Origin of the sequence: Actinokineospora iranica, from assembly GCF_900101685.1 — a bacterium.
Taxonomy (GTDB): domain Bacteria; phylum Actinomycetota; class Actinomycetes; order Mycobacteriales; family Pseudonocardiaceae; genus Actinokineospora; species Actinokineospora iranica.
The window spans coordinates 181,586-199,265 of record NZ_FMZZ01000012.1 but is presented as its reverse complement, the minus strand read 5'-3'; the positions used below and the strand labels follow the sequence as shown (position 1 = coordinate 199,265).

Here is a 17,680-nt window from a genome sequence, read left to right as displayed (position 1 = left end):
GAGCAGCTTCTCGGTGAGGTCCTCTTCCCGCGCCACCAGGACATCCGGCCGCAACTCGATGTCACGCGCCGTGCGAACAGCGAACGGGGCGACGAGGACATGCAAAGAGCGCGGACACACCTCGTCCAGTAGGCGCGAGAGCTTGACGACGATCTTCTGGTGTCTGACGCCGGGCGCCGGGCTCACGAGGAGCATCCCGTCGAGCAGTTCATAGCGGTTGCCGTCATCCGGCATGGCCTCCAGATCGTCCACGGTGAACGGGCGGCCGTGGGCGAACGGGTACGAACCGGTGGTCGCGACCATGGTTCCCATGGTGCCCTCCTTTCTTGTCGAAACCAACACGACCAGAATCCCGCAGGGGGACGACGGATGGAGAAAGTTGTCCACAACCCCGAAAGTCATCCACAGGCCGGCGGAAGCAGGAGGCAGATCAATCGTGAGCGAGTATGCTGCGGGCACCTTCGTGGTGGATCTCTGGGACGCGCAGGACCCCTACGACGAGCACGAGGGCGTCGCGCTGGGGCGCACGGTCATCCGCAAGACGTTCTCCGGGGCGTTGGTCGGAACCAGCGAGGTGCAGATGACCCGGGTGGTGGCGGGCGCGTCCGGCTCAGCTGCCTATGTGGCCTTCGAGAAGGTCCACGGCACTCTCGACGGCCGCAAGGGCAGCTTCGTCCTGCACCACACGGCTACCGCGACGAAGACAGCGCAAGAGGCCGTGATCACCGTCGTGCCGGACACCGGCACCGACGAGTTGACCGGCCTGACAGGGACCTTCGACATCGCCAAGAACGCCGATGGCTACACCTACACCTTCTCTTACACCCTGCCCTGACAAGCTGCCCCTGACAACGCCACTGCCCGACAACGCCACTGCCCGACAACGCGGCCGCGAATGGTCAATAGTGGCTCTTTTCCCGCGCCCGGCGGGTCGAGAATCCGGCCAAGCGACAACGCGGGGAGGACGCAGTGAGCGAGCAGGCGACCGGCACGTTCGGCATCGAGGCGTGGCAGCCGGAGGAAAGCGACGAGCAGCACGGAACCACGGTCACACGCACGACCGCGCGCAAGAGGTACACCGGCGACCTGACCGCCACCAGCGTGGTGACGATGTTCCAGGTGCGGGCCCCGGTCGAGGGCTCGGCGGCCTACGTCGCGGTGGAGCGGGTCAGCGGCACGCTCGGCGGGCGCGCGGGCACGTTCGTGCTCCAGCACAACGCCACCTCGACGCCGGAGAAGCAGTCGATGGACATCACGGTCGTGCCGGACACCGCTACCGGTGAGCTGACCGGCCTCACCGGCGAGATGGTGATCGCCTTGGTGGACGGGACGCACCACTACACGATTGACTACAAGTTCGACTGAGCCGCGCCGCCGGGGCCCCCGCCAGGGCCCCGGCGGGGGCGCTACTTCTTGCCCTTGCCCTTGTCCGAAGACTCGTCGGTGGACAGCGCGGCGACGAACGCCTCTTGGGGCACCTCGACGCGGCCGACCATCTTCATCCGCTTCTTGCCTTCCTTCTGCTTCTCGAGCAGTTTGCGCTTGCGGCTGATGTCACCGCCGTAGCACTTGGCGAGGACGTCCTTGCGCATGGCGCGGATGGTCTCGCGGGCGATCACGCGCGACCCGATCGCGGCCTGGATCGGCACCTCGAACTGCTGGCGCGGGATGAGTTCGCGCAGCTTGGTGGCCATCCTGGTGCCGTAGCCGTAGGCCGAGTCCTTGTGCACGATCGCGCTGAACGCGTCGACCGCCTCGCCCTGGAGCAGGATGTCGACCTTGACCAGGTCGGCGCTCTGCTCGCCGGATTCCTCGTAGTCCAGCGACGCGTAGCCGCGCGTGCGGGACTTCAGCGCGTCGAAGAAGTCGAAGATGATCTCGCCCAGCGGCATCGTGTAGCGCAGTTCGACGCGGTCTTCGGACAGGTAGTCCATACCGCCGAGCTGTCCGCGCTTGCCCTGGCACAGCTCCATGATCGCGCCGATGTAGTCGCTGGGCGCGATGATCGTGCACTTGGTGACCGGCTCGTAAACCTCCGAGATCTTGCCCGCTGGCCAGTCCGACGGGTTGGTGACCGTCAGCTCAGTGCCGTCGTCCAGCACGACCCGGTAGACCACGTTGGGCGCGGTGGAGATCAGGTCCAAGCCGAACTCCCGCTCCAGGCGGTCGCGGGTGATCTCCAGGTGCAGCAGCCCGAGGAACCCGCAGCGGAAGCCGAAGCCGAGCGCGGCGGAGGTTTCCGGCTCGTAGGTAAGCGCGGCGTCGTTGAGTTGGAGCTTGTCCAGCGCCTCTCGCAGGTCCGGGTAGTCCGAACCGTCGACCGGATAGAGCCCGGAGTAGACCATGGGCCGGGGCTCGCGGTAACCGGCCAGCGGCTCGGTCGCGCCCTTGCGCTCGGAGGTCACGGTGTCGCCGACCCGGGACTGGCGGACGTCCTTCACGCCGGTGATCAGGTAGCCCACCTCGCCGACGCCGAGCCCGGCGCTGGCCTTGGGCTCGGGCGAGATGATGCCCACTTCCAGCAGCTCGTGGGTGGCGTTGGTCGACATCATCCTGATCCGCTCGCGCGGGGTGATCTTGCCGTCGACCACGCGGATATAGGTGACCACGCCGCGGTAAGTGTCGTAGACCGAGTCGAAGATCATCGCGCGGGCCGGGGCGTCGGCGACGCCGACGGGCGCGGGCACCAGCCGGACGACCTCGTCGAGCAGTTCGCGCACCCCCTGGCCGGTCTTGGCCGAGACGCGCAGGACGTCGCCGGGCTCGCAGCCGATGATGTGCGCGATCTCGGCGGCGTACTTGTCCGGGTCCGCCGCGGGCAGGTCGATCTTGTTGAGCACCGGGATGATTTGCAGGTCGCGGTCGAGGGCCATGTAGAGGTTGGCCAGCGTCTGCGCCTCGATGCCCTGGGCGGCGTCGACCAGCAGGATCGCGCCCTCGCAGGCGTCGAGCGCCCGGGAGACCTCGTAGGTGAAGTCGACGTGGCCGGGCGTGTCGATCATGTGCAGGATGTGCTCCGCGCCGTCGAGGACCCACGGCAGGCGCACGTTCTGCGCCTTGATGGTGATGCCGCGCTCGCGCTCGATGTCCATCCGGTCGAGGTACTGCGCGCGCATCGCCCGCTCCTCGACCACGCCGGTGATCTGCAGCATCCGGTCGGCCAGGGTGGACTTGCCGTGGTCGATGTGCGCGATGATGCAGAAGTTCCGGATCTGCTCCGGAGCCGTGAAGGTCGTGTCAGCGAACGTAGCCACTCAGGTCCTCGCATGGTCATAAGGGGTGACTCCATCGTCCCATGCCCGTCCTCGGGTGAGCCGAGCAGGCGGAATGGGATCGTCCCCGAGCACGTTGCCCCGTCCCATGGAGATCGAGATCTGGTCGGATGTCGCCTGTCTTGGTGCTATATCGCCGGGCTCGGCTCAGGCAGGAGCTGGCGCGGTTCGCGCACGCCGACGCGGTGACCGTGCGGTGGCGCAGCTACGAGCTGATGCCCGAGGGCAGCCCCGACGAGGGCATGGCCCGCGACGTGCTGGTCCGGCTGCGTGGCATGAGCCCCGAGCAGGTCGCCCGGATAACCGCGCACGTCACCGAGGTGGCCGCCGCCGAGGGACTCGGTCTTACAACACCGCCCGCGCCCACCAGGTCCTGCACCTGGCAACCGAGCACGGTCTCCAGGACGCGCTCAAGGAGCGGCTGCTGCGGGCGCACTTCACCGACGGCAGGCTGCTCAGCGACGAGGCGTCTTGGCCGACCTGGCCGAAGAGGTCGGCCTTAACCGTGAGCTGGTAGTGACAGCGCTAAGCGAAGGCTCTTATGCCGACGCGGTGCGCGCGGACGAGCGGGAGGCGACCGAGCTGGGCGCCAACGGAGTGCCGTTCTTCGTCGTCGACCGGCGCTACGGCTTCTCCGGCGCCCAACCCGCCGACCAGATCCTCGCGGTGCTCGACCGGGCGTGGACGGAGACCGCGCGGGTCACGCCAGCCGGGTGACGTCCACGGACACCTCGATGGCCGTGGCGGCTCCCCCGCTGTAGGTGCCCTTGAGCGGGGAGACGTCGGCGTAGTCGCGGCCGATGGCGACCCAGATGTGGCGTGGGCCGATCTCGATGTCGTTGGTCGGGTCGAATCCCCACCAGCCGCCGGTCCACGCCTCGATCCAGGCGTGGCTCTCCCCCCGGACGGTCTCGTTGACCTTGCCGTCGGGGTTGGTGTGCAGGTAGCCCGAGACGTAGCGGGCGGGAATGCCGATCGAGCGGAGCATCGCCAGGGTGAGGTGGGCGTAGTCCTGGCAGACGCCCTCGCGCGCCTCCCACGCGTCCGCGGCCGAGCTGTGCACGCCGGTGGTGCCGCGCCGGTAGGTGAGCCGGTCGTGGATGAGTTCGGCGATGGCGAGCACGGCCTCGTGCGGCTTGCGGCCCTTGCGCATCGTCCTCGCCAGTTGGCCCAGCTCGGCGTGCCGCGGCACGTAGCGGGTCCACTCCAGGTACTCCGCGTACCGGTCGACCACCTCCGGGGCGCGTAGATCGGCCCAACTCGCCCCGTCTACCGGCTCGACGGTAGCCCCCGTCTCGACCACCGACGAGGACACGATCTTGAGTTCGGTGTGCGGGGCGTGCAGGTCGAACGAGGTGACCTCGGTGCCCCAGTAGTCGGTGTAGCGGAACGAACGGGTCGGCGGGGTCGTCTCGATCCGACTGACCACCAGGTTCTGCCACCGGTCGCTGCGCGGGGTGAGCCGGGCCTCGTTGTAGGACTGAACCACCGGCGCGGCATAGCGGTACCCGGTGGTGTGCACCACCCGGATTCGCCAGTTCTCCGCGGTCACAGGCTCACCTCCGCGTTCGTCCAGGCCACCCACGGCACGGAGTGGAAGTACTGCTGCGACACGGCCTCGCCGACCTCGCGCACGGTGGTCTGCAACTCCATGAGCCGGTCGGTCAGGTTCTCCAGCAGCTCGTCCGGCCGGAGGAACTCCAGGTCGCTGCGGGCCTTGCCGAGCAGCCGGATGGCCTCGGCCTTGGACCCGACCCTGGTCACCGGGCGGTGATCCAGGTGTTCGAGGCAGGACTCGGCTTGGCGCAGCGCGTGGAAGACCGAGCGCGGGAACAACCGGTCGAGTAAGAGGAACTGCACGACGCGTCGAGCGTCAAGAGCGCCTCGGTAAGTGCGTAGATAGGTGTCGTGCGCGCCCGCTGACCGCAGCACGGTTACCCAGCCTGGCGAAGAGGGCTTGTCTCCGACGCGGGACATCAGCAGGCGCACGATCATGTCGACGCGCTCGACCGAGCGTCCCAGCACGAGGTAGCGCCAACCGTCGTCGCGGCTCATCGTGGAGTCGGCGAGCCCGGCGAACATCGCCGCGCGCTCCTCGACGAAGGAGAAAAACGAGTGCGGCCCGGTCCGCTTGGCCGCTTTCTGCCGCTCGGGCAGCGCGTTCCACATGGCGTTGATGCATTCCCATAGCTCGGTCGAGACGACCTCGCGGGCGACCCGGGTGTTCTCCCGAGCGCTGGAGATCGAGGACACGATCGAGCCGGAATGCTCGCGCGAGAACGCCACCAGGTCGGTCAGCGACCGCATGTCGAACGCGGTGCCTTCCGGCGGGACGATGCCCAGCACCACCAAGAGCTGGCGGCTGGTGGCGTCCGCGTCGACGGTGGCGTCTTCGAGCAGGTGGTGGACCGACACGTCGAGGATGCGCGCGGTGTCGTCGGCGCGCTCGACATAGCGGCCGATCCAGTAGAGCGACTCAGCGTTGCGTGCGAGCATCGGTCTCCTCCCCGCCTTGCTGTTGCTGCTGTTGCTGCTGTTGCTGCGCGGCCGTCAGCTCCGGGCCACGCTCGGGAGCGACCTCGTCCATCGGCGAGGACCCGGCCAGGCCCTGGCCGCTCAGCTCGGCGTCCGCTGTGGACGAACGCGGGGCGAGCACCCAGGTGTCCTTGGACCCGCCGCCCTGTGACGAGTTCACGATCAGGCTGCCCTCGGGAATCGCGACCCTGGTCAGCCCTCCCGGGAGGACGAACACGGACTTGCCGTCGTTCACCGCGAACGGGCGCAGGTCGACGTGACGCGGCTTGAGGCGCTGCCCCACCTTGGTCGGCACTGTCGAAAGCTGCACCACCGGTTGCGCGATCCAGCCACGCGGGTTGGCGCGCACCCTCTTGCGCAGCGCCATCAAATCCTTCGCCGACGAGTTCGGCCCGAAGACGATGCCATAGCCGCCCGACCCCTCCACCGGCTTGACCACCAACTCGGAGATCCGGTCGAGCACCTGCTCCTGCTCGTCGGGCAGCCAGCAGCGGTAGGTGTCCACATTGGGCAGCAGTGGAGCCTCGCCCAGGTAGTACTTCAGGATTTCCGGCAGGTAGGTGTAGACGAGCTTGTCGTCGCCGACGCCGTTGCCTACCGCGTTCGCGATAACCACGTTGCCCGCACGCGCGGCGTTGAGCACGCCCGCGACCCCGAGCACCGAGTCCGGCCGGAACTGGACCGGGTCGAGGTAGTCGTCATCGATGCGCCGGTAGATCACGTCCACCTGACGCTCTCCTTCTGTCGTGCGCAGGTAAATGACGTTGTCGCGGCAGAACAGGTCGCGTCCCTCGACCAACTCGACACCCATCTGCCTGGCCAGCAGCGAGTGCTCGAAGTACGCGGAGTTGTGCACGCCGGGGGTGAGCACGACGACGTTCGGGTCCGCCACGTTGGCCGCCGCCGCCGCCCGCAGCGCGCGCAGCAGGTGCACGGCGTAGTCGCCGACCGCGCGGACCCGGTGCTTCGCGAAGAGGTCGGGGAAGACCCGCGCCATGGTGCGCCGGTTCTCCATCACATAGGAAACCCCGGACGGGTTGCGGAGGTTGTCCTCGAGCACGCGGAAAGTGCCCTCTTCGTCCCGGACCACGTCGATGCCCGAGACGTGGACGCGCACGCCGTTGGGCGGGAGGACGAACGCGGCGGAGCGGTGGAAGTGCTCGCACGAGGTGATCAGCCGCCGGGGCAGCACGCCGTCGCGGATGATCTGCTGGTCGCCGTAGATGTCGGCGAGGAACATCTCCAGGGCCCTGACCCGCTGGACGATCCCCTTCTCCAGTCTCGACCACTCCGCGGCGGTGATCACCCGGGGCACCAGGTCGAGCGGGAAGGGCCGCTCCTGACCGGAGAGCGAGAAGGTGATGCCCTGGTCGACCAGGGCCCGGTCGAGGGCTTCGGAGCGCGCGGCCAGGTCGCCGGGCTGGGACGCGGCCAATTGCTCGTGCAGCCGGCGGTAAGCCTGCCGGACAGAAGCGTCGGGCCCGAACATCTCGTCGTACGCGCCCGCGTGCGGACGTCTCGGATCGAGGTAGCCGTCGAAGAGCCCGCCCAATTCCGGGCCGGTGTCACGCGCCCGGCGTGGGGCTCGCCGAGACGTGTCCGTGGTCGTTGAGCGCTCCATCCAGGCATCTTTGCCTACCGAGCGGCGATCTCGCAGTATCGCGACATCACTTCCGCGCTGGGCGCCGTGTGAGATTTGCCTGTTTGCCGTGGTCATCAAGGTGGCCAATCATGGTTGGCCGTTGCCTTGTATATTCCCGGTGGGTAATGTTCAGTGGGTGGCGACCACCTTCACCGTGTTGGCCGAACCGACCCGGCGGCGAATCCTCGACCTCCTGCGCGAGCAGCCTCGGTCGGTCGGCGACCTGGTCACCGAACTCGGTCTCACCCAGCCAGGCACGTCCAAGCACCTCAAGGTGCTGCGCGACGCCGGGCTCGTGCGGGTGCGCAGAGACGCCCAACGCCGCTGGTACGAACTGCGGCCGGAACCGCTCGCGGAGATCGACTCGTGGCTGGCGCCGTACCGGCGGCTCTGGTCCGGCAGCCTGGACAAACTGGAACAGCACCTCGACTCGATGGACTGACTCGATGGACTTGACTCGATGGACTGAGCGGGCGGTCAGGCCGGTTCCCGAGAATCCCGCCGGATCGGATGGTCGGCGGGAACCTCCACCAACACGATCCGCAGGCCGTCGGGGTCGGCCAGCCACGCCTCGCGCAGCCCCCAGGGCTCTTGGCGAGGCTCACGCAGCAGCGTCACGCCGTTGGCGGCCAACTCGGCAGCGGTGGCCGCGAGGTCGCGCACCTGCAACCAGACAGCCATGTCCGGACTCGCTTCCCCGGCGCCCTGCCCCGAGATTTCCAGAAAGCCGCCGCCGAGGAAGAAGACGACCCCGCCCGGAAACTCTCGGTACACGGCCAGCCCCAACACGTCCCGGTAGAACGCCAGGGACCGCTCGGGGTCACGGGGACGAAGAATTAGCCTGCTGCTGAGAAACTCCACGGGTAAGTCCTACCTGCCCGCGGCAGTCCGCGCGACTACGCTCGCCGTCCGTGCGACTTTCCTCAGACGACCCCCGCCCCGCCCACGGCGCCGTGTGGGAGGTCCCCACCCGCAACCGCCCGGACACCATCGCCTACGCCCCCGACCTCGACGGCGCGGCCGACCCCGGCGAGATCGTCTGGGCCTGGGTCCCCTACGAGGACGACCCCGCGCGAGGCAAGGACCGCCCCCTGCTCGTGGTCGGCCGCACAGGCGTGACCTTGCGCGCGCTGATGCTGTCGAGCAAAGCCCCGCACGACCACGAACGCCGCGACTGGCTGGAACTGGGCGCAGGCCGCTGGGACCGCGACGGCCGAGTGTCCTACCTGCGCATGGACAGGCTGTTCGAACTCGGTGAACAAGACATCCGCCGAGAGGGCTCGGTGCTCGAGGCCGACCGCTTCACCCTGGTCGCCGAGGCCCTACGGATCCGCTACGGCTGGCAGTGACGGCGGACTGTCGTCAAGCCTGCCCTGGATCGCGTCGAAGAAGGCGGTCTTGGCCAGGGTGTGGCCGTCGTAGTCCGGGTCCCGGGAGTGGACTCGGGCAAGGTCGCGTTTGACGCGCTCGTAGCCACGCCGCGTCCGGGGATCGGCGCGAACTCCCCGAAGCGATCCAGCGAGTGGACCGCGTGCGCCAGCCGCGTCAGCGGCCGGTCGGCCGCCAACTGCCAGGCCGAATCCCACTCTGACAGCCTGGGTCCGCCGAGGCTGCGGTGACACGGGCTTGGCCGCTACTCGCCCTCTGCCTGCGCCCGTGATCGCGATGTCCAACGGCATCGACTGCCCTCCTTGACCGGTCACGCTACCCGAGCCCGCGAAAAAGTGATATCACTTAGATAGAACATCGCTAGCCGGGAGGGGACCCATGAACACGACCGTCACACCGCAGGACATCGACCGACCGGAACTGCCCCAGCCCCACGTGCGGGAAAGAGTCGCCTTCGGGGCCGCCGGGCTGCCGATCGGTGCGGTCGCGGTAGTGCTGACATTGGCCGGGATAGCGCTGATCGGCGGTGGGATCGTAGGGCTCGTCGGGGCGCTGTCGCTGGCTGACGCCGTGGCGGTTACCGCGGTCGTGCTCGGTGTCTTGGCGGTTGCGGCGGCGGCGATAGCGGGGGGCGGGCTCACCATGGTGGAGCCTGGCGAGGCGCGGGTGCTGCAGTTCCTCGGCCGCTACGTCGGCACCGTCCGGCTCGATGGATTGCGCTGGGTGAACCCGTTCACCACGCGGCGGAAAGTGTCGACGCGCATCCGGAACCACGAGACCGCGGTGATGAAGGTCAACGACGCCGACGGCAACCCGATCGAGATCGCCGCTGTGGTCGTCTGGCAGGTCCAGGACACCGCCCGCGCGGTGTTCGAGGTGGACGACTTCATCGCCTTCGTCGCGATCCAGACCGAGACCGCCGTGCGGCACATCGCCACCACCTACCCGTACGACGCGCACGGCGAGCACGCGCAGCTGTCGTTGCGCGACAACGCTGACGAGATCACCCACCGGCTCTCCGCCGAGATCGCGGCGCGGGTCGAGGCGGCGGGTGTCGGCGTCATCGAGTCGCGTATCACCCACCTGGCGTACGCGCCGGAGATCGCGGGCGCGATGCTGCGCAGGCAGCAGGCGGGTGCGGTCGTCGCCGCTCGGCAGCGGATCGTGGAGGGCGCGGTGGGCATGGTGGAACTCGCCCTGGACAGGCTCGCCGAACGGGAGGTGGTCAACCTTGACGAGGAGCGGAAAGCGGCGATGGTGAGCAACCTCTTGGTCGTGCTGTGCAGCGACCGTGAGGCCCACCCCGTGGTCAACACGGGATCTCTTTACCACTGATGGCCGAACGCAAGAAGGTCCTCCTCAGGCTGGACCCCGCGGTGCACGACGCGGTGGCCCGGTGGGCGAGCGACGAACTGCGCAGCACCAACGCGCAGATCGAGTTCATGCTCCGCCGCGCCCTCGCCGAGGCCGGGCGGCTGCCCGAGGGCGCGGGCGGCCTCCCGCGCCGGGGCAGGCCGCCCAAGGACGAGCCGCCCGAGGACTGAGCGTCGGCCACCGACTGTTACCCTTGCTTGTCGCGCCGTGCGGCACTCCGACGTGGAGGAGACCTGCTCAGCAGGGCCAGGGGACCGGTTTTTGGTCCCGTGAGTGCGGCGCGCCGATCCGGACTCGACACGAGGAGCACACGCATGGCCAACATCAAGTCCCAGATGAAGCGGATCAAGACGAACGAGAAGGCGCGCCTGCGCAACAAGTCCGTCAAGTCCTCGGTCAAGACCGCGATCCGCAAGTTCCGCGAGGCCGCCGAGGCGGGCGACAAAGCCAAGGCGCAGGAGCTGCTGGCCGTGGCGAGCCGCCAGCTGGACAAGGCCGCGGGCAAGGGCGTCATCCACGCCAACCAGGCCGCCAACAAGAAGTCGGCCATGGCGCTGCGGGTCAACAAGCTCGGCTGACCCACACCCACACGTGCCAGCGGCGCCGTCCACCTCCGGGTGGGCGGCGCCGCTGCTGTGTGGGCGAGACTCGTCGCATGGACCTGGAGCCCAAACCCACCTCGGCGGCGAGGACATCCCTCTCGCACATCATGACCGCCCTGGACACCAACCTCCTGGGCACCGTCCACGGCGGGGTCATCATGAAGCTGGTCGACGACGTGGCGGGCGCGGTGGCCCAGCGCCACTCCGGCGGCCCCGCCGTGACCGCGGCGATGGACGACATGACCTTCCTGCACCCGGTTCGCGTGGGCGACCTCGTGCACGCCCACGCCCAGGTCAACTGGGCAGGCCGCTCCTCGATGGAGGTCGGCGTCCGGGTCCTCGCCGAGCCGTGGGACCGGGCGGGCGTCCCCCCGACCCAGGTGGCGACGGCCTACCTGGTGTTCGTCGCGGTGGACAGAACGGGCCAACCGCGTGCCGTACCGCCGGTCTTACCCGAAACCCCCGAAGACGAGCGCCGCCTCCGCGAAGCCGAGATCCGCCGCCACCACCGCCTTGCCAAGCGAGCCGAGATCCTGGAAAGCCGCGCCACGCCCCGCTGACTCCCGTCTCCAGGGCCATCCGAAGCGACCGAACGACAGGCCCCACCAGACAGGTGAGCGCGGGACCCGCCGATCGCACTTCGACGCGTGAACGGCACGCGAGCAGGCGCCCGAGCGTGTTTCCAGCGCGGTCAGTCTCGCCGGTGCGCGTGGACGAGCCGCAGCACCGCCCGTTCCAGTGCGTAGTCCGCGTCCGCCGCGACGCCCTTGACGTCGGCGTTCACCTCGGCCACCACGCGCATGGCCTCCGCGAGGCCCGCGGGCTGCCAGCCCCTGGCCTGGCCCAGCGCCTTCTTCACCTTCCACGCGGGCATCCCCAACTCGCCCGCCAGCCGGAACGGGTCCGCGCGGCCCGCGCCCGCCACCCTGGCCACGGTCCGCACGGCGTCGGCGAGCGCGTCGGCCACCAGGACGTGCGGAACCCCGAGGTTCATGGCCCAGCGCAGCGCCTCCATCGCCCCGGCCAGGTCCCCGGTCACGGCCTTCTCGGCGACGGCGAACCCGGTGACGTCCGCCCGCCCGCGGTGATACCGCCGGACCGCCTCCTCGGTCACCGCCCCACCGGTGTCGGCGACGAGCTGCCCCGCCGCCGCCGCGAGTTCACGCAGGTCGGAGCCGACGGAGTCGATGAGCGCCGCCACCGCCGCCGGATCGGTCTTGCCGCCCGCCCGCCGGATCTCGTTGCGGACGAACGCCTCCCGCTCGGAGGACTTGGTGATCTTGGCGCACTCGGTGACCACCGCACCGGCCTTGCGCATGGCGGCCACGATGTCCTTGCCCGCCTTGCGTCCGCCGCCGTTGTGCACGACGACCAGCACGATCCCCTCGGCAGGCGCCTTGGCGTAGGACACGACCAGCGCGGCGATGTCCTGGGTCGCCTCGTGGGCGGCGTCGAGGACGATCACCCGCCCCTCGGCGAACAGCGAGGGACTGACGAGTTCGGCCAGCTCAGGGCCTGTGAGATCAGCCACCCGGAGCCGGGTCAGGTCGGCGGCGGGGTCGGCGAGCCGGGCGGTGTCGAGCGCGGCGCGGATGGCGCGTTCGACCAGCAGCTCCTCTTCCCCGAGCACGAGTTGCAGCGGGGCTGGCGTGACCGCGGGCGAGTTCACGCCCGCGATCCTCCCACGGCCGCGCCGCACCCAAGTGAGCAGACGAACAGGCTCCCGCTCTCGAATACTGGACATGGGACTGGCCGATCGCGTTCGTGGTGCCGTAGCGTGGCGGGCAAGTCGCGGGCCCGCTTCGGCGCGCTCCGGCCACAACTGAATACCGCTCATCCAGAGGGGCAGAGGGATCGGCCCGAAGAAGCCCCGGCAACCGGCGTTACGCGTCACTTCCTCATCGCGAGGAGGCGGACGACCACGGTGCCAATTCCGACCCGCGCAGCGGGATAGATGAGGAGATACCTCGCGATGACATCGACCGTTGACGTCCAGCAGACCAGCGCCTACGACCTCGGCCCCGCCCGGGCGCTCTCCTGCCGTGAATGCGGCCACCAGATCCCACTCGCCGCCGAGTTCGCCTGTGCGGAGTGTTTCGGCCCGCTCGAGGTCGCCTATGAGTTCGGGAACATCACCCGGGCCGACATCGAAGCGGGACCCCAGTCGATTTGGCGCTACCGGGGGCTGCTGCCCGTCCCCACCGACGTCGCCGCCCACCCCAACACCGACCCGGGCATGACCCGGCTGGTCAAGGCCGACCGCCTCGCCGCCGCGCTCGGCGTGAAGTCGCTGTGGGTCAAGGACGACACCGGCAACCCCACGCACTCGTTCAAGGACCGCGTCGTCGCGGTCGCGCTCGCCGCCGCCCGCCAGCTCGGCTTCAGCGTGCTGGCGTGCCCGTCCACCGGCAACCTCGCCAACGCGGTCGCGGCGGCGGCGGCCCGCGCGGGCTGGGACTCGGTCGTGCTGATCCCGTCGTCGCTGGAGCGGGCGAAGATTTTGACCACGGCGGTCTACGACGGCGCGCTGATCGCCGTCGACGGCAACTACGACGACGTCAACCGGCTCGCCACCGAGCTCGCCGCCGAGCACGAGAACTGGGCGTTCGTGAACGTCAACGTCCGCCCGTACTACGCCGAGGGCTCCAAGACCCTGGGCTACGAGGTCGCCGAGCAGCTCGGCTGGCGGCTCCCGCGGCAGATCGTGGTGCCGGTCGCGTCCGGCTCCCAGCTGACCAAGGTCGACAAGGCGTTCCGCGAGCTGGGCGAGCTTGGCCTGGTCGAGGCGACCCCGTACCGCGTGTTCGGCGCGCAGGCCACCGGCTGCTCCCCTGTCTCCACGGCGTTCAAGTCCGGCCACGACGTGATCCGCCCGGTCAAGCCGGACACCATCGCCCGCTCGCTGGCGATCGGCGCCCCCGCCGATGGCCCGTACGTGCTCGACTCGGTCCGCCGCACGGGCGGCGCGGTCGAGGACGTCACCGACGCCGAGGTCGTCGAGGGCATCCGCCTGCTGGCCCGCACCGAGGGCATCTTCGCCGAGACCGCGGGCGGCGTGACCGTCGCCACGGCGAAGAAGCTCATCGAAAGCGGCCAGATCGACCCCGACGCCGAAACCGTCCTCCTCATCACCGGCGACGGCCTCAAGACCCTCGACGCGGTCCAGGACCACATCGGCCCGCGCGCCACCATCCCTCCGACCGCCGCCGCGGTCCGCGAGGTCCTCGCCCGCGGCTGACCCACGACGCGTGGCCCAGTGGCCGCACCCCGGCGGGGTGCGGCCACTGCCGTCCCACCCACCGCGCACCGACTCCCCGGACAACGCCTTGCCGTCCAAGGAGAGCACGGCTGATCGCCCCGCCCGGTGTTTGGTGACCGGACAGGCTTCAGTTCCCCAGCGGGGTTCACGGCCGTGCCGAGGCGATGGCGTGGCGATGCCCGCCGCCGAGATTTCAGCGGCCAGGAGGGGATCTGGGCTCGCCGCGCACCATCGCGGCGGGCTTCCCGCCGTCCTCGACCACCGCGCAATCGCCTCCGGTGTCGGTCCGGACGATCAGAACTCCCTTCTGGGCAAGGCTTCCCAACGTGCGCGGGCTCGGGTGGCCGTAGCGGTTCCCGGCGCCGACGCTGACCATGGCCACGCGCGCGCCGATGGCTGCGAGGAACTCCGGTGCGGTGTAACGACTTCCGTGATGCGGGACCTTGACGACGTCGGCGGACAGGTCGACGCCCGCGGTCAGCAGGTCCGCCTGTGCCGCGAGTTCGATGTCCCCGGTCAGCAGCAGCCGCCCGGCGCGGGTGGTCGCCCTGAGCACGACCGAGCGGTTGTTGATCTGCGTGCCGTCCGCTTCGGCGGGCTCGGCCTCCTTCGTCCGCGGGGCAAGGACTTCCACGGCAAGGCCCGGCCAGCTCATCCGCTGCCCGGCCGTCAACTGCACGAGCGGGACACCGGCGTCGGCCGCTTCCTCGCGCACCTGCCGCCAGGCCCACTCCGGCGCCCGCCCGGGACCGACCGCGACGGCGCCGACCGCGTGACCGGATAACACCGCCGACAGACCACCCACGTGGTCCGCGTGCAGATGGCTGAGGATCACCAAGGGAATCCGGTCGACCCCCAGCCGGTTCAGGCACTCCCGCGTCGGGGCCGATTCGGGCCCGGTGTCGACCAGCACGGCCCTGCCTGGGTCCGCTGTGGACAGTGCGACCGCGTCCCCTTGTCCGACATCGCACGCCACCGCAGCCCAGCCGGACGGCGGCCAGCCCGGAGCGATGACCCGGACCGGGATCACCACCAGCAGAACCGCGGTGAGCCCCAGCCCGGCCACCAACCGCGCCGTGCGCCGACGCATCGCCACCGCCACCGCGACGGCTGTCAGAAGCAGCGCCGCCCCGCCCCACCATCCCGCGGGCCAGTCCAGGGCGGCTCCCGGCATCCCGGCGGCGGTCCGGCCGACCGTGACCAGCCACCCGACCTCGGGGCCCGCGAGCCGCGCCAGCCACTCCGCGAGCCACGGCAAGACCGGCATCACCAACGCGGCCAACACCCCGAGCACCGTCGCGGGCGCGACGACCGGAGCGGCGGCGAGGTTCGCCGCCACCGCGACGAGGCTGACCTGCCCGCTCATCCCGGCCACGACCGGCGCCGTGACCAGGTGTGCCGCCGCGGGCACGGCGAGCGCCTCGGCCACGATCCGGGGCACGCCCCGCCGAGTGAGCCGCCGCGTCCACTTCGGCGCGAGCAGGACCAGCGCACCGGTAGCCAGTACCGACAGCACGAACCCGAACGCGACAGCCATCGCCGGGTCGTGCACGACGAGCACGATCATCGCCGCTCCCAGCGCGGGCAGCGCGGACCGTTCCCGCCCGAGGGCGAGCGCGAGCAGGCCGACCGCGCCCATGACCCCGGCCCGCAGAACACTGGGTTCAGGACCAGCCAGGAGCACGTATCCGACGAGCGCGCACAGCGCACCCGCGGCCGACCCCCGCGGGCCGATCCGAGCCAACCGCAACAGGTAGAGAACGGCGACACAGACAATGGCCAGGTTGGCACCGCTAACGGCCAGCAAATGCGACATCCCGGCGACGCGAAACTCGTCCTCGACCGTGGTGGACATGCCGTCCTTGTCACCGACGACCAGCGCGGGCAGCAGTCCGGCTGACTCGGGGTCGAGCACTTCCGACGCCTGCCGAAGGCCCGCACGGAGCGCGTGGGCCGCCCGTTGCCAGGCGGGCGCGTCGCCGACGGATGCCGGTGACCCCCGGACGCGAAGCACGGCCACGGTGAGCGTGCCGCCCTCAGCCGGGGCGAGCGTGCCCTCGGCGACGGCCTGCTGACCGGGCAGCAACGCCGCCCACCGGTCCACCGGGGCCAGGATCAGGATTCGGGCCCCGGAGGGCAGCGCGACCGCGGGCACGACGACCGAGTGGACCCCGGACGGCAGGCCGCCGAATCCGGCCGCCCGCACCGGTCTGGGCCGCTCGACGACCTCGACCTGGAGCCGGGCCGCCGCACCTCGGGCCGCCTCCACCCGGAGCGGGTCCGCCGCGGCCTCGTGGATCCGCGCGGCGACCGGCCACACGGCGAGCACCCCGCAGACGAACAGCGGCACTCCGGCGGCCAACCGAGCGGGCCCATCGCGCGCGCGGCGCCCGCGGCACCGGGTGTGGGCGGCCCCGGCGAGAGCCGCGAGGCTGCCGACGACGACCGCCAGCGACCAGTGCACGAGCAGTCCCAGCAGCGCCGCCAGCCACACGGCCAGCGCGCCGGACAGCAGCCGCCAGTCGTGCGGTCTCGGGTCGGGTGGCGGCTGGTTCATCGGACCGTGACGAGATCGCGCAGGGTCGTGAACCGGGCCGGTCCGATGCCCTCGATCTCATGGAGCTGGTCGACCTTGGTGAACCGGCCGTGGCGGGTGCGCCAGTCCAGGATGCGTTGGGCGGTCACGCTTCCTACCCCTGGCAAGGTGTCCAACTGCGCCAGGGACGCGGAGTTGAGGTTGACGAGCGCACCCGGTCGCTCGGCTTGGCCGTCGACGGCGGGTGCGGGGACGCCGACGTGGATCTGCTCGCCGTCGCCGAGTCTGCGGGCGAGGTTGAGCGCGCTCAGGTCGGCCCCGGGCAGCGCGCCGCCGCTCGCCCGGAGCGCGTCCACGACCCGCGACCCGTCCGGGAGCGACCGGATGCCTGGGCTCGCGACCTTTCCGACGACATCGACCACGACCTCGGGCGCGACGCTCGGACTTGCGCTGGGCTGGTCGACGGTAGCGGCGGCCAAGTCCGGTGGCACTTCCTTCACCGGGGAATCGGAAAGAGCGACGAACCCGGTGACCACCGCGACAACCACGATCAGGCCCGCGATGAGCGGAATCGGGACCCGACGTCGATCTGGCGGGCTGTGCGGGCTGAACCGACGGATGAGATGGCCTGCGGGACGCCGCCACGGGAGCCACCTATCGACCTGAGGGTCGGATTCGGGAGAACCGGTGTCCGGTGGCCCGAGTTCGGGTGAGCTTGTGCCGGGACGCGCCGAGAGAGATGAATCGGAAGCAAGTTTTCCGGAACCAGATGCGGCGAAGACAGAAGCCGAAGACGCGTCTCGCTCAGGGCGGGTGAAGAAGCGCCGCCACGGGATGGGCCCGGATGGCGCCAGCTGGCGCTCAGAGTCTTGCCGTGGTTCTTGGGGTGCCAGAAGGACGGCCTGAGTGGACAAACGGGATTCGGGAGAGACCGTGCGAGGTAGTGAAGCAGCGTCCGTTCCGGAAGGCGGCGGCGCTTCACCCTGGCCGGGAAGCTCTCCATGGCCAAGCGAACCGGAAGTGGAGACGCGTCCACCTTGGGCGGCAAGGGAAGTCTCCGAAACCAGGAAA

Annotated in this window: 20 protein-coding genes and 1 riboswitch; of the genes, 11 read left to right on the top strand and 9 right to left on the bottom strand. The window is 70.1% G+C overall.

Features of this window, described 5'->3' with window-relative positions; genetic code table 11:
- Window positions 1–312, bottom strand: a 312-nt coding sequence (locus BLS56_RS23115; protein ID WP_228771852.1) for a Uma2 family endonuclease, incomplete at its 3' end; no start/stop codon positions are given.
- A 124-nt stretch (window positions 313–436) separates the two neighbouring features.
- Here BLS56_RS23115 and BLS56_RS23110 point away from each other — a divergent pair.
- Together BLS56_RS23110 and BLS56_RS23105 are read left to right on the top strand one after the other, a co-directional pair.
- On the top strand, window positions 437–835 hold the full coding sequence (locus tag BLS56_RS23110) for a DUF3224 domain-containing protein (protein ID WP_175482991.1): 399 nt from the start codon (window positions 437–439) through the stop codon (window positions 833–835).
- A 134-nt stretch (window positions 836–969) separates the two neighbouring features.
- Window positions 970–1,365, top strand: a complete 396-nt coding sequence (locus tag BLS56_RS23105; RefSeq protein ID WP_091454710.1) for a DUF3224 domain-containing protein — start codon at window positions 970–972, stop codon at window positions 1,363–1,365.
- A 41-nt stretch (window positions 1,366–1,406) separates the two neighbouring features.
- Here the strand turns inward: BLS56_RS23105 and lepA are convergent, their stop codons facing one another.
- Window positions 1,407–3,254: a translation elongation factor 4 gene (gene lepA / locus BLS56_RS23100; RefSeq protein ID WP_091454708.1), complete on the bottom strand. Its 1,848-nt coding sequence runs from the start codon at window positions 3,252–3,254 to the stop codon at window positions 1,407–1,409.
- Window positions 3,255–3,397: 143 nt separating this feature from the next.
- Between lepA and BLS56_RS32450 the strand changes: the two genes are divergently transcribed.
- A complete protein-coding gene (locus tag BLS56_RS32450) occupies window positions 3,398–3,775 on the top strand; it encodes a thioredoxin domain-containing protein (protein WP_139190916.1) in 378 nt (125 codons plus the stop codon).
- Entirely contained in the window at window positions 3,744–3,989 is a 246-nt protein-coding gene (locus BLS56_RS32445; RefSeq protein WP_139190915.1) for a DsbA family oxidoreductase, read from the top strand. The genes BLS56_RS32450 and BLS56_RS32445 overlap by 32 nt, the downstream gene beginning before the upstream one ends.
- Here the strand turns inward: BLS56_RS32445 and BLS56_RS23090 are convergent.
- Genes BLS56_RS23090 through BLS56_RS23080 form a run of 3 tightly spaced genes read right to left on the bottom strand, consistent with a single transcriptional unit; the run spans window position 3,973 to window position 7,428 of the window.
- Entirely contained in the window at window positions 3,973–4,824 is an 852-nt protein-coding gene (locus BLS56_RS23090; protein WP_194957332.1) for a transglutaminase family protein, read from the bottom strand. The two genes, BLS56_RS32445 and BLS56_RS23090, sit on opposite strands and share 17 nt — an antisense overlap.
- The gene (locus tag BLS56_RS23085; RefSeq protein WP_091454706.1) at window positions 4,821–5,768 is read right to left on the bottom strand and encodes an alpha-E domain-containing protein; all 948 of its coding nucleotides are present in this window, start codon (window positions 5,766–5,768) and stop codon (window positions 4,821–4,823) included. Before BLS56_RS23085 ends, BLS56_RS23090 begins: the two co-directional genes overlap by 4 nt.
- Window positions 5,749–7,428, bottom strand: coding sequence for a circularly permuted type 2 ATP-grasp protein (locus BLS56_RS23080; protein ID WP_091454703.1), 1,680 nt, complete (start codon window positions 7,426–7,428; stop codon window positions 5,749–5,751). Before BLS56_RS23080 ends, BLS56_RS23085 begins: the two co-directional genes overlap by 20 nt.
- 157 nt (window positions 7,429–7,585) lie before the next feature.
- Between BLS56_RS23080 and BLS56_RS23075 the strand changes: the two genes are divergently transcribed.
- Window positions 7,586–7,891 carry an ArsR/SmtB family transcription factor gene (locus BLS56_RS23075; protein ID WP_091454700.1) on the top strand — a complete coding sequence of 102 codons (306 nt, stop codon included), beginning with the start codon at window positions 7,586–7,588 and terminating at the stop codon, window positions 7,889–7,891.
- Window positions 7,892–7,926: 35 nt separating this feature from the next.
- Here the strand turns inward: BLS56_RS23075 and BLS56_RS23070 are convergent, their stop codons facing one another.
- Window positions 7,927–8,310 carry a VOC family protein gene (locus BLS56_RS23070; protein ID WP_091454698.1) on the bottom strand — a complete coding sequence of 128 codons (384 nt, stop codon included), beginning with the start codon at window positions 8,308–8,310 and terminating at the stop codon, window positions 7,927–7,929.
- A 50-nt stretch (window positions 8,311–8,360) separates the two neighbouring features.
- On the opposite strand from BLS56_RS23070, the gene BLS56_RS23065 reads away from it, so the two are divergent.
- From BLS56_RS23065 to BLS56_RS23045, 5 genes are all read left to right on the top strand, one after another.
- A complete protein-coding gene (locus BLS56_RS23065; RefSeq protein WP_091454696.1) occupies window positions 8,361–8,798 on the top strand; it encodes a type II toxin-antitoxin system PemK/MazF family toxin in 438 nt (145 codons plus the stop codon).
- A gap of 418 nt (window positions 8,799–9,216) precedes the next feature.
- Entirely contained in the window at window positions 9,217–10,173 is a 957-nt protein-coding gene (locus tag BLS56_RS23060) for an SPFH domain-containing protein (RefSeq protein WP_091454694.1), read from the top strand.
- Window positions 10,173–10,382 carry a hypothetical protein gene (locus BLS56_RS23055; RefSeq protein WP_091454691.1) on the top strand — a complete coding sequence of 70 codons (210 nt, stop codon included), beginning with the start codon at window positions 10,173–10,175 and terminating at the stop codon, window positions 10,380–10,382. Before BLS56_RS23060 ends, BLS56_RS23055 begins: the two co-directional genes overlap by 1 nt.
- A 144-nt stretch (window positions 10,383–10,526) precedes the next feature.
- Entirely contained in the window at window positions 10,527–10,790 is a 264-nt protein-coding gene (rpsT, locus tag BLS56_RS23050; RefSeq protein ID WP_091454689.1) for a 30S ribosomal protein S20, read from the top strand.
- A 77-nt stretch (window positions 10,791–10,867) separates the two neighbouring features.
- Window positions 10,868–11,374, top strand: a complete 507-nt coding sequence (locus tag BLS56_RS23045; protein WP_091454687.1) for an acyl-CoA thioesterase — start codon at window positions 10,868–10,870, stop codon at window positions 11,372–11,374.
- A 131-nt stretch (window positions 11,375–11,505) separates the two neighbouring features.
- On the opposite strand, the gene holA is transcribed toward BLS56_RS23045, so the two are convergent.
- Window positions 11,506–12,483 (bottom strand): DNA polymerase III subunit delta, encoded by a 978-nt coding sequence (gene holA / locus BLS56_RS23040; RefSeq protein WP_091454683.1) that lies wholly within the window; start codon window positions 12,481–12,483, stop codon window positions 11,506–11,508.
- Between the two features lie 161 nt (window positions 12,484–12,644).
- Window positions 12,645–12,775: riboswitch (SAM riboswitch) on the top strand.
- A gap of 11 nt (window positions 12,776–12,786) precedes the next feature.
- Here holA and thrC point away from each other — a divergent pair.
- Entirely contained in the window at window positions 12,787–14,052 is a 1,266-nt protein-coding gene (gene thrC, locus BLS56_RS23035) for a threonine synthase (RefSeq protein WP_091454681.1), read from the top strand.
- Window positions 14,053–14,266: 214 nt separating this feature from the next.
- On the opposite strand, the gene BLS56_RS23030 is transcribed toward thrC, so the two are convergent.
- The gene (locus BLS56_RS23030) at window positions 14,267–16,630 is read right to left on the bottom strand and encodes a DNA internalization-related competence protein ComEC/Rec2 (RefSeq protein ID WP_091454678.1); all 2,364 of its coding nucleotides are present in this window, start codon (window positions 16,628–16,630) and stop codon (window positions 14,267–14,269) included.
- Window positions 16,627–17,109 carry a ComEA family DNA-binding protein gene (locus tag BLS56_RS32440; protein WP_228771851.1) on the bottom strand — a complete coding sequence of 161 codons (483 nt, stop codon included), beginning with the start codon at window positions 17,107–17,109 and terminating at the stop codon, window positions 16,627–16,629. Before BLS56_RS32440 ends, BLS56_RS23030 begins: the two co-directional genes overlap by 4 nt.
- Window positions 17,110–17,680 lie beyond the last annotated feature (571 nt).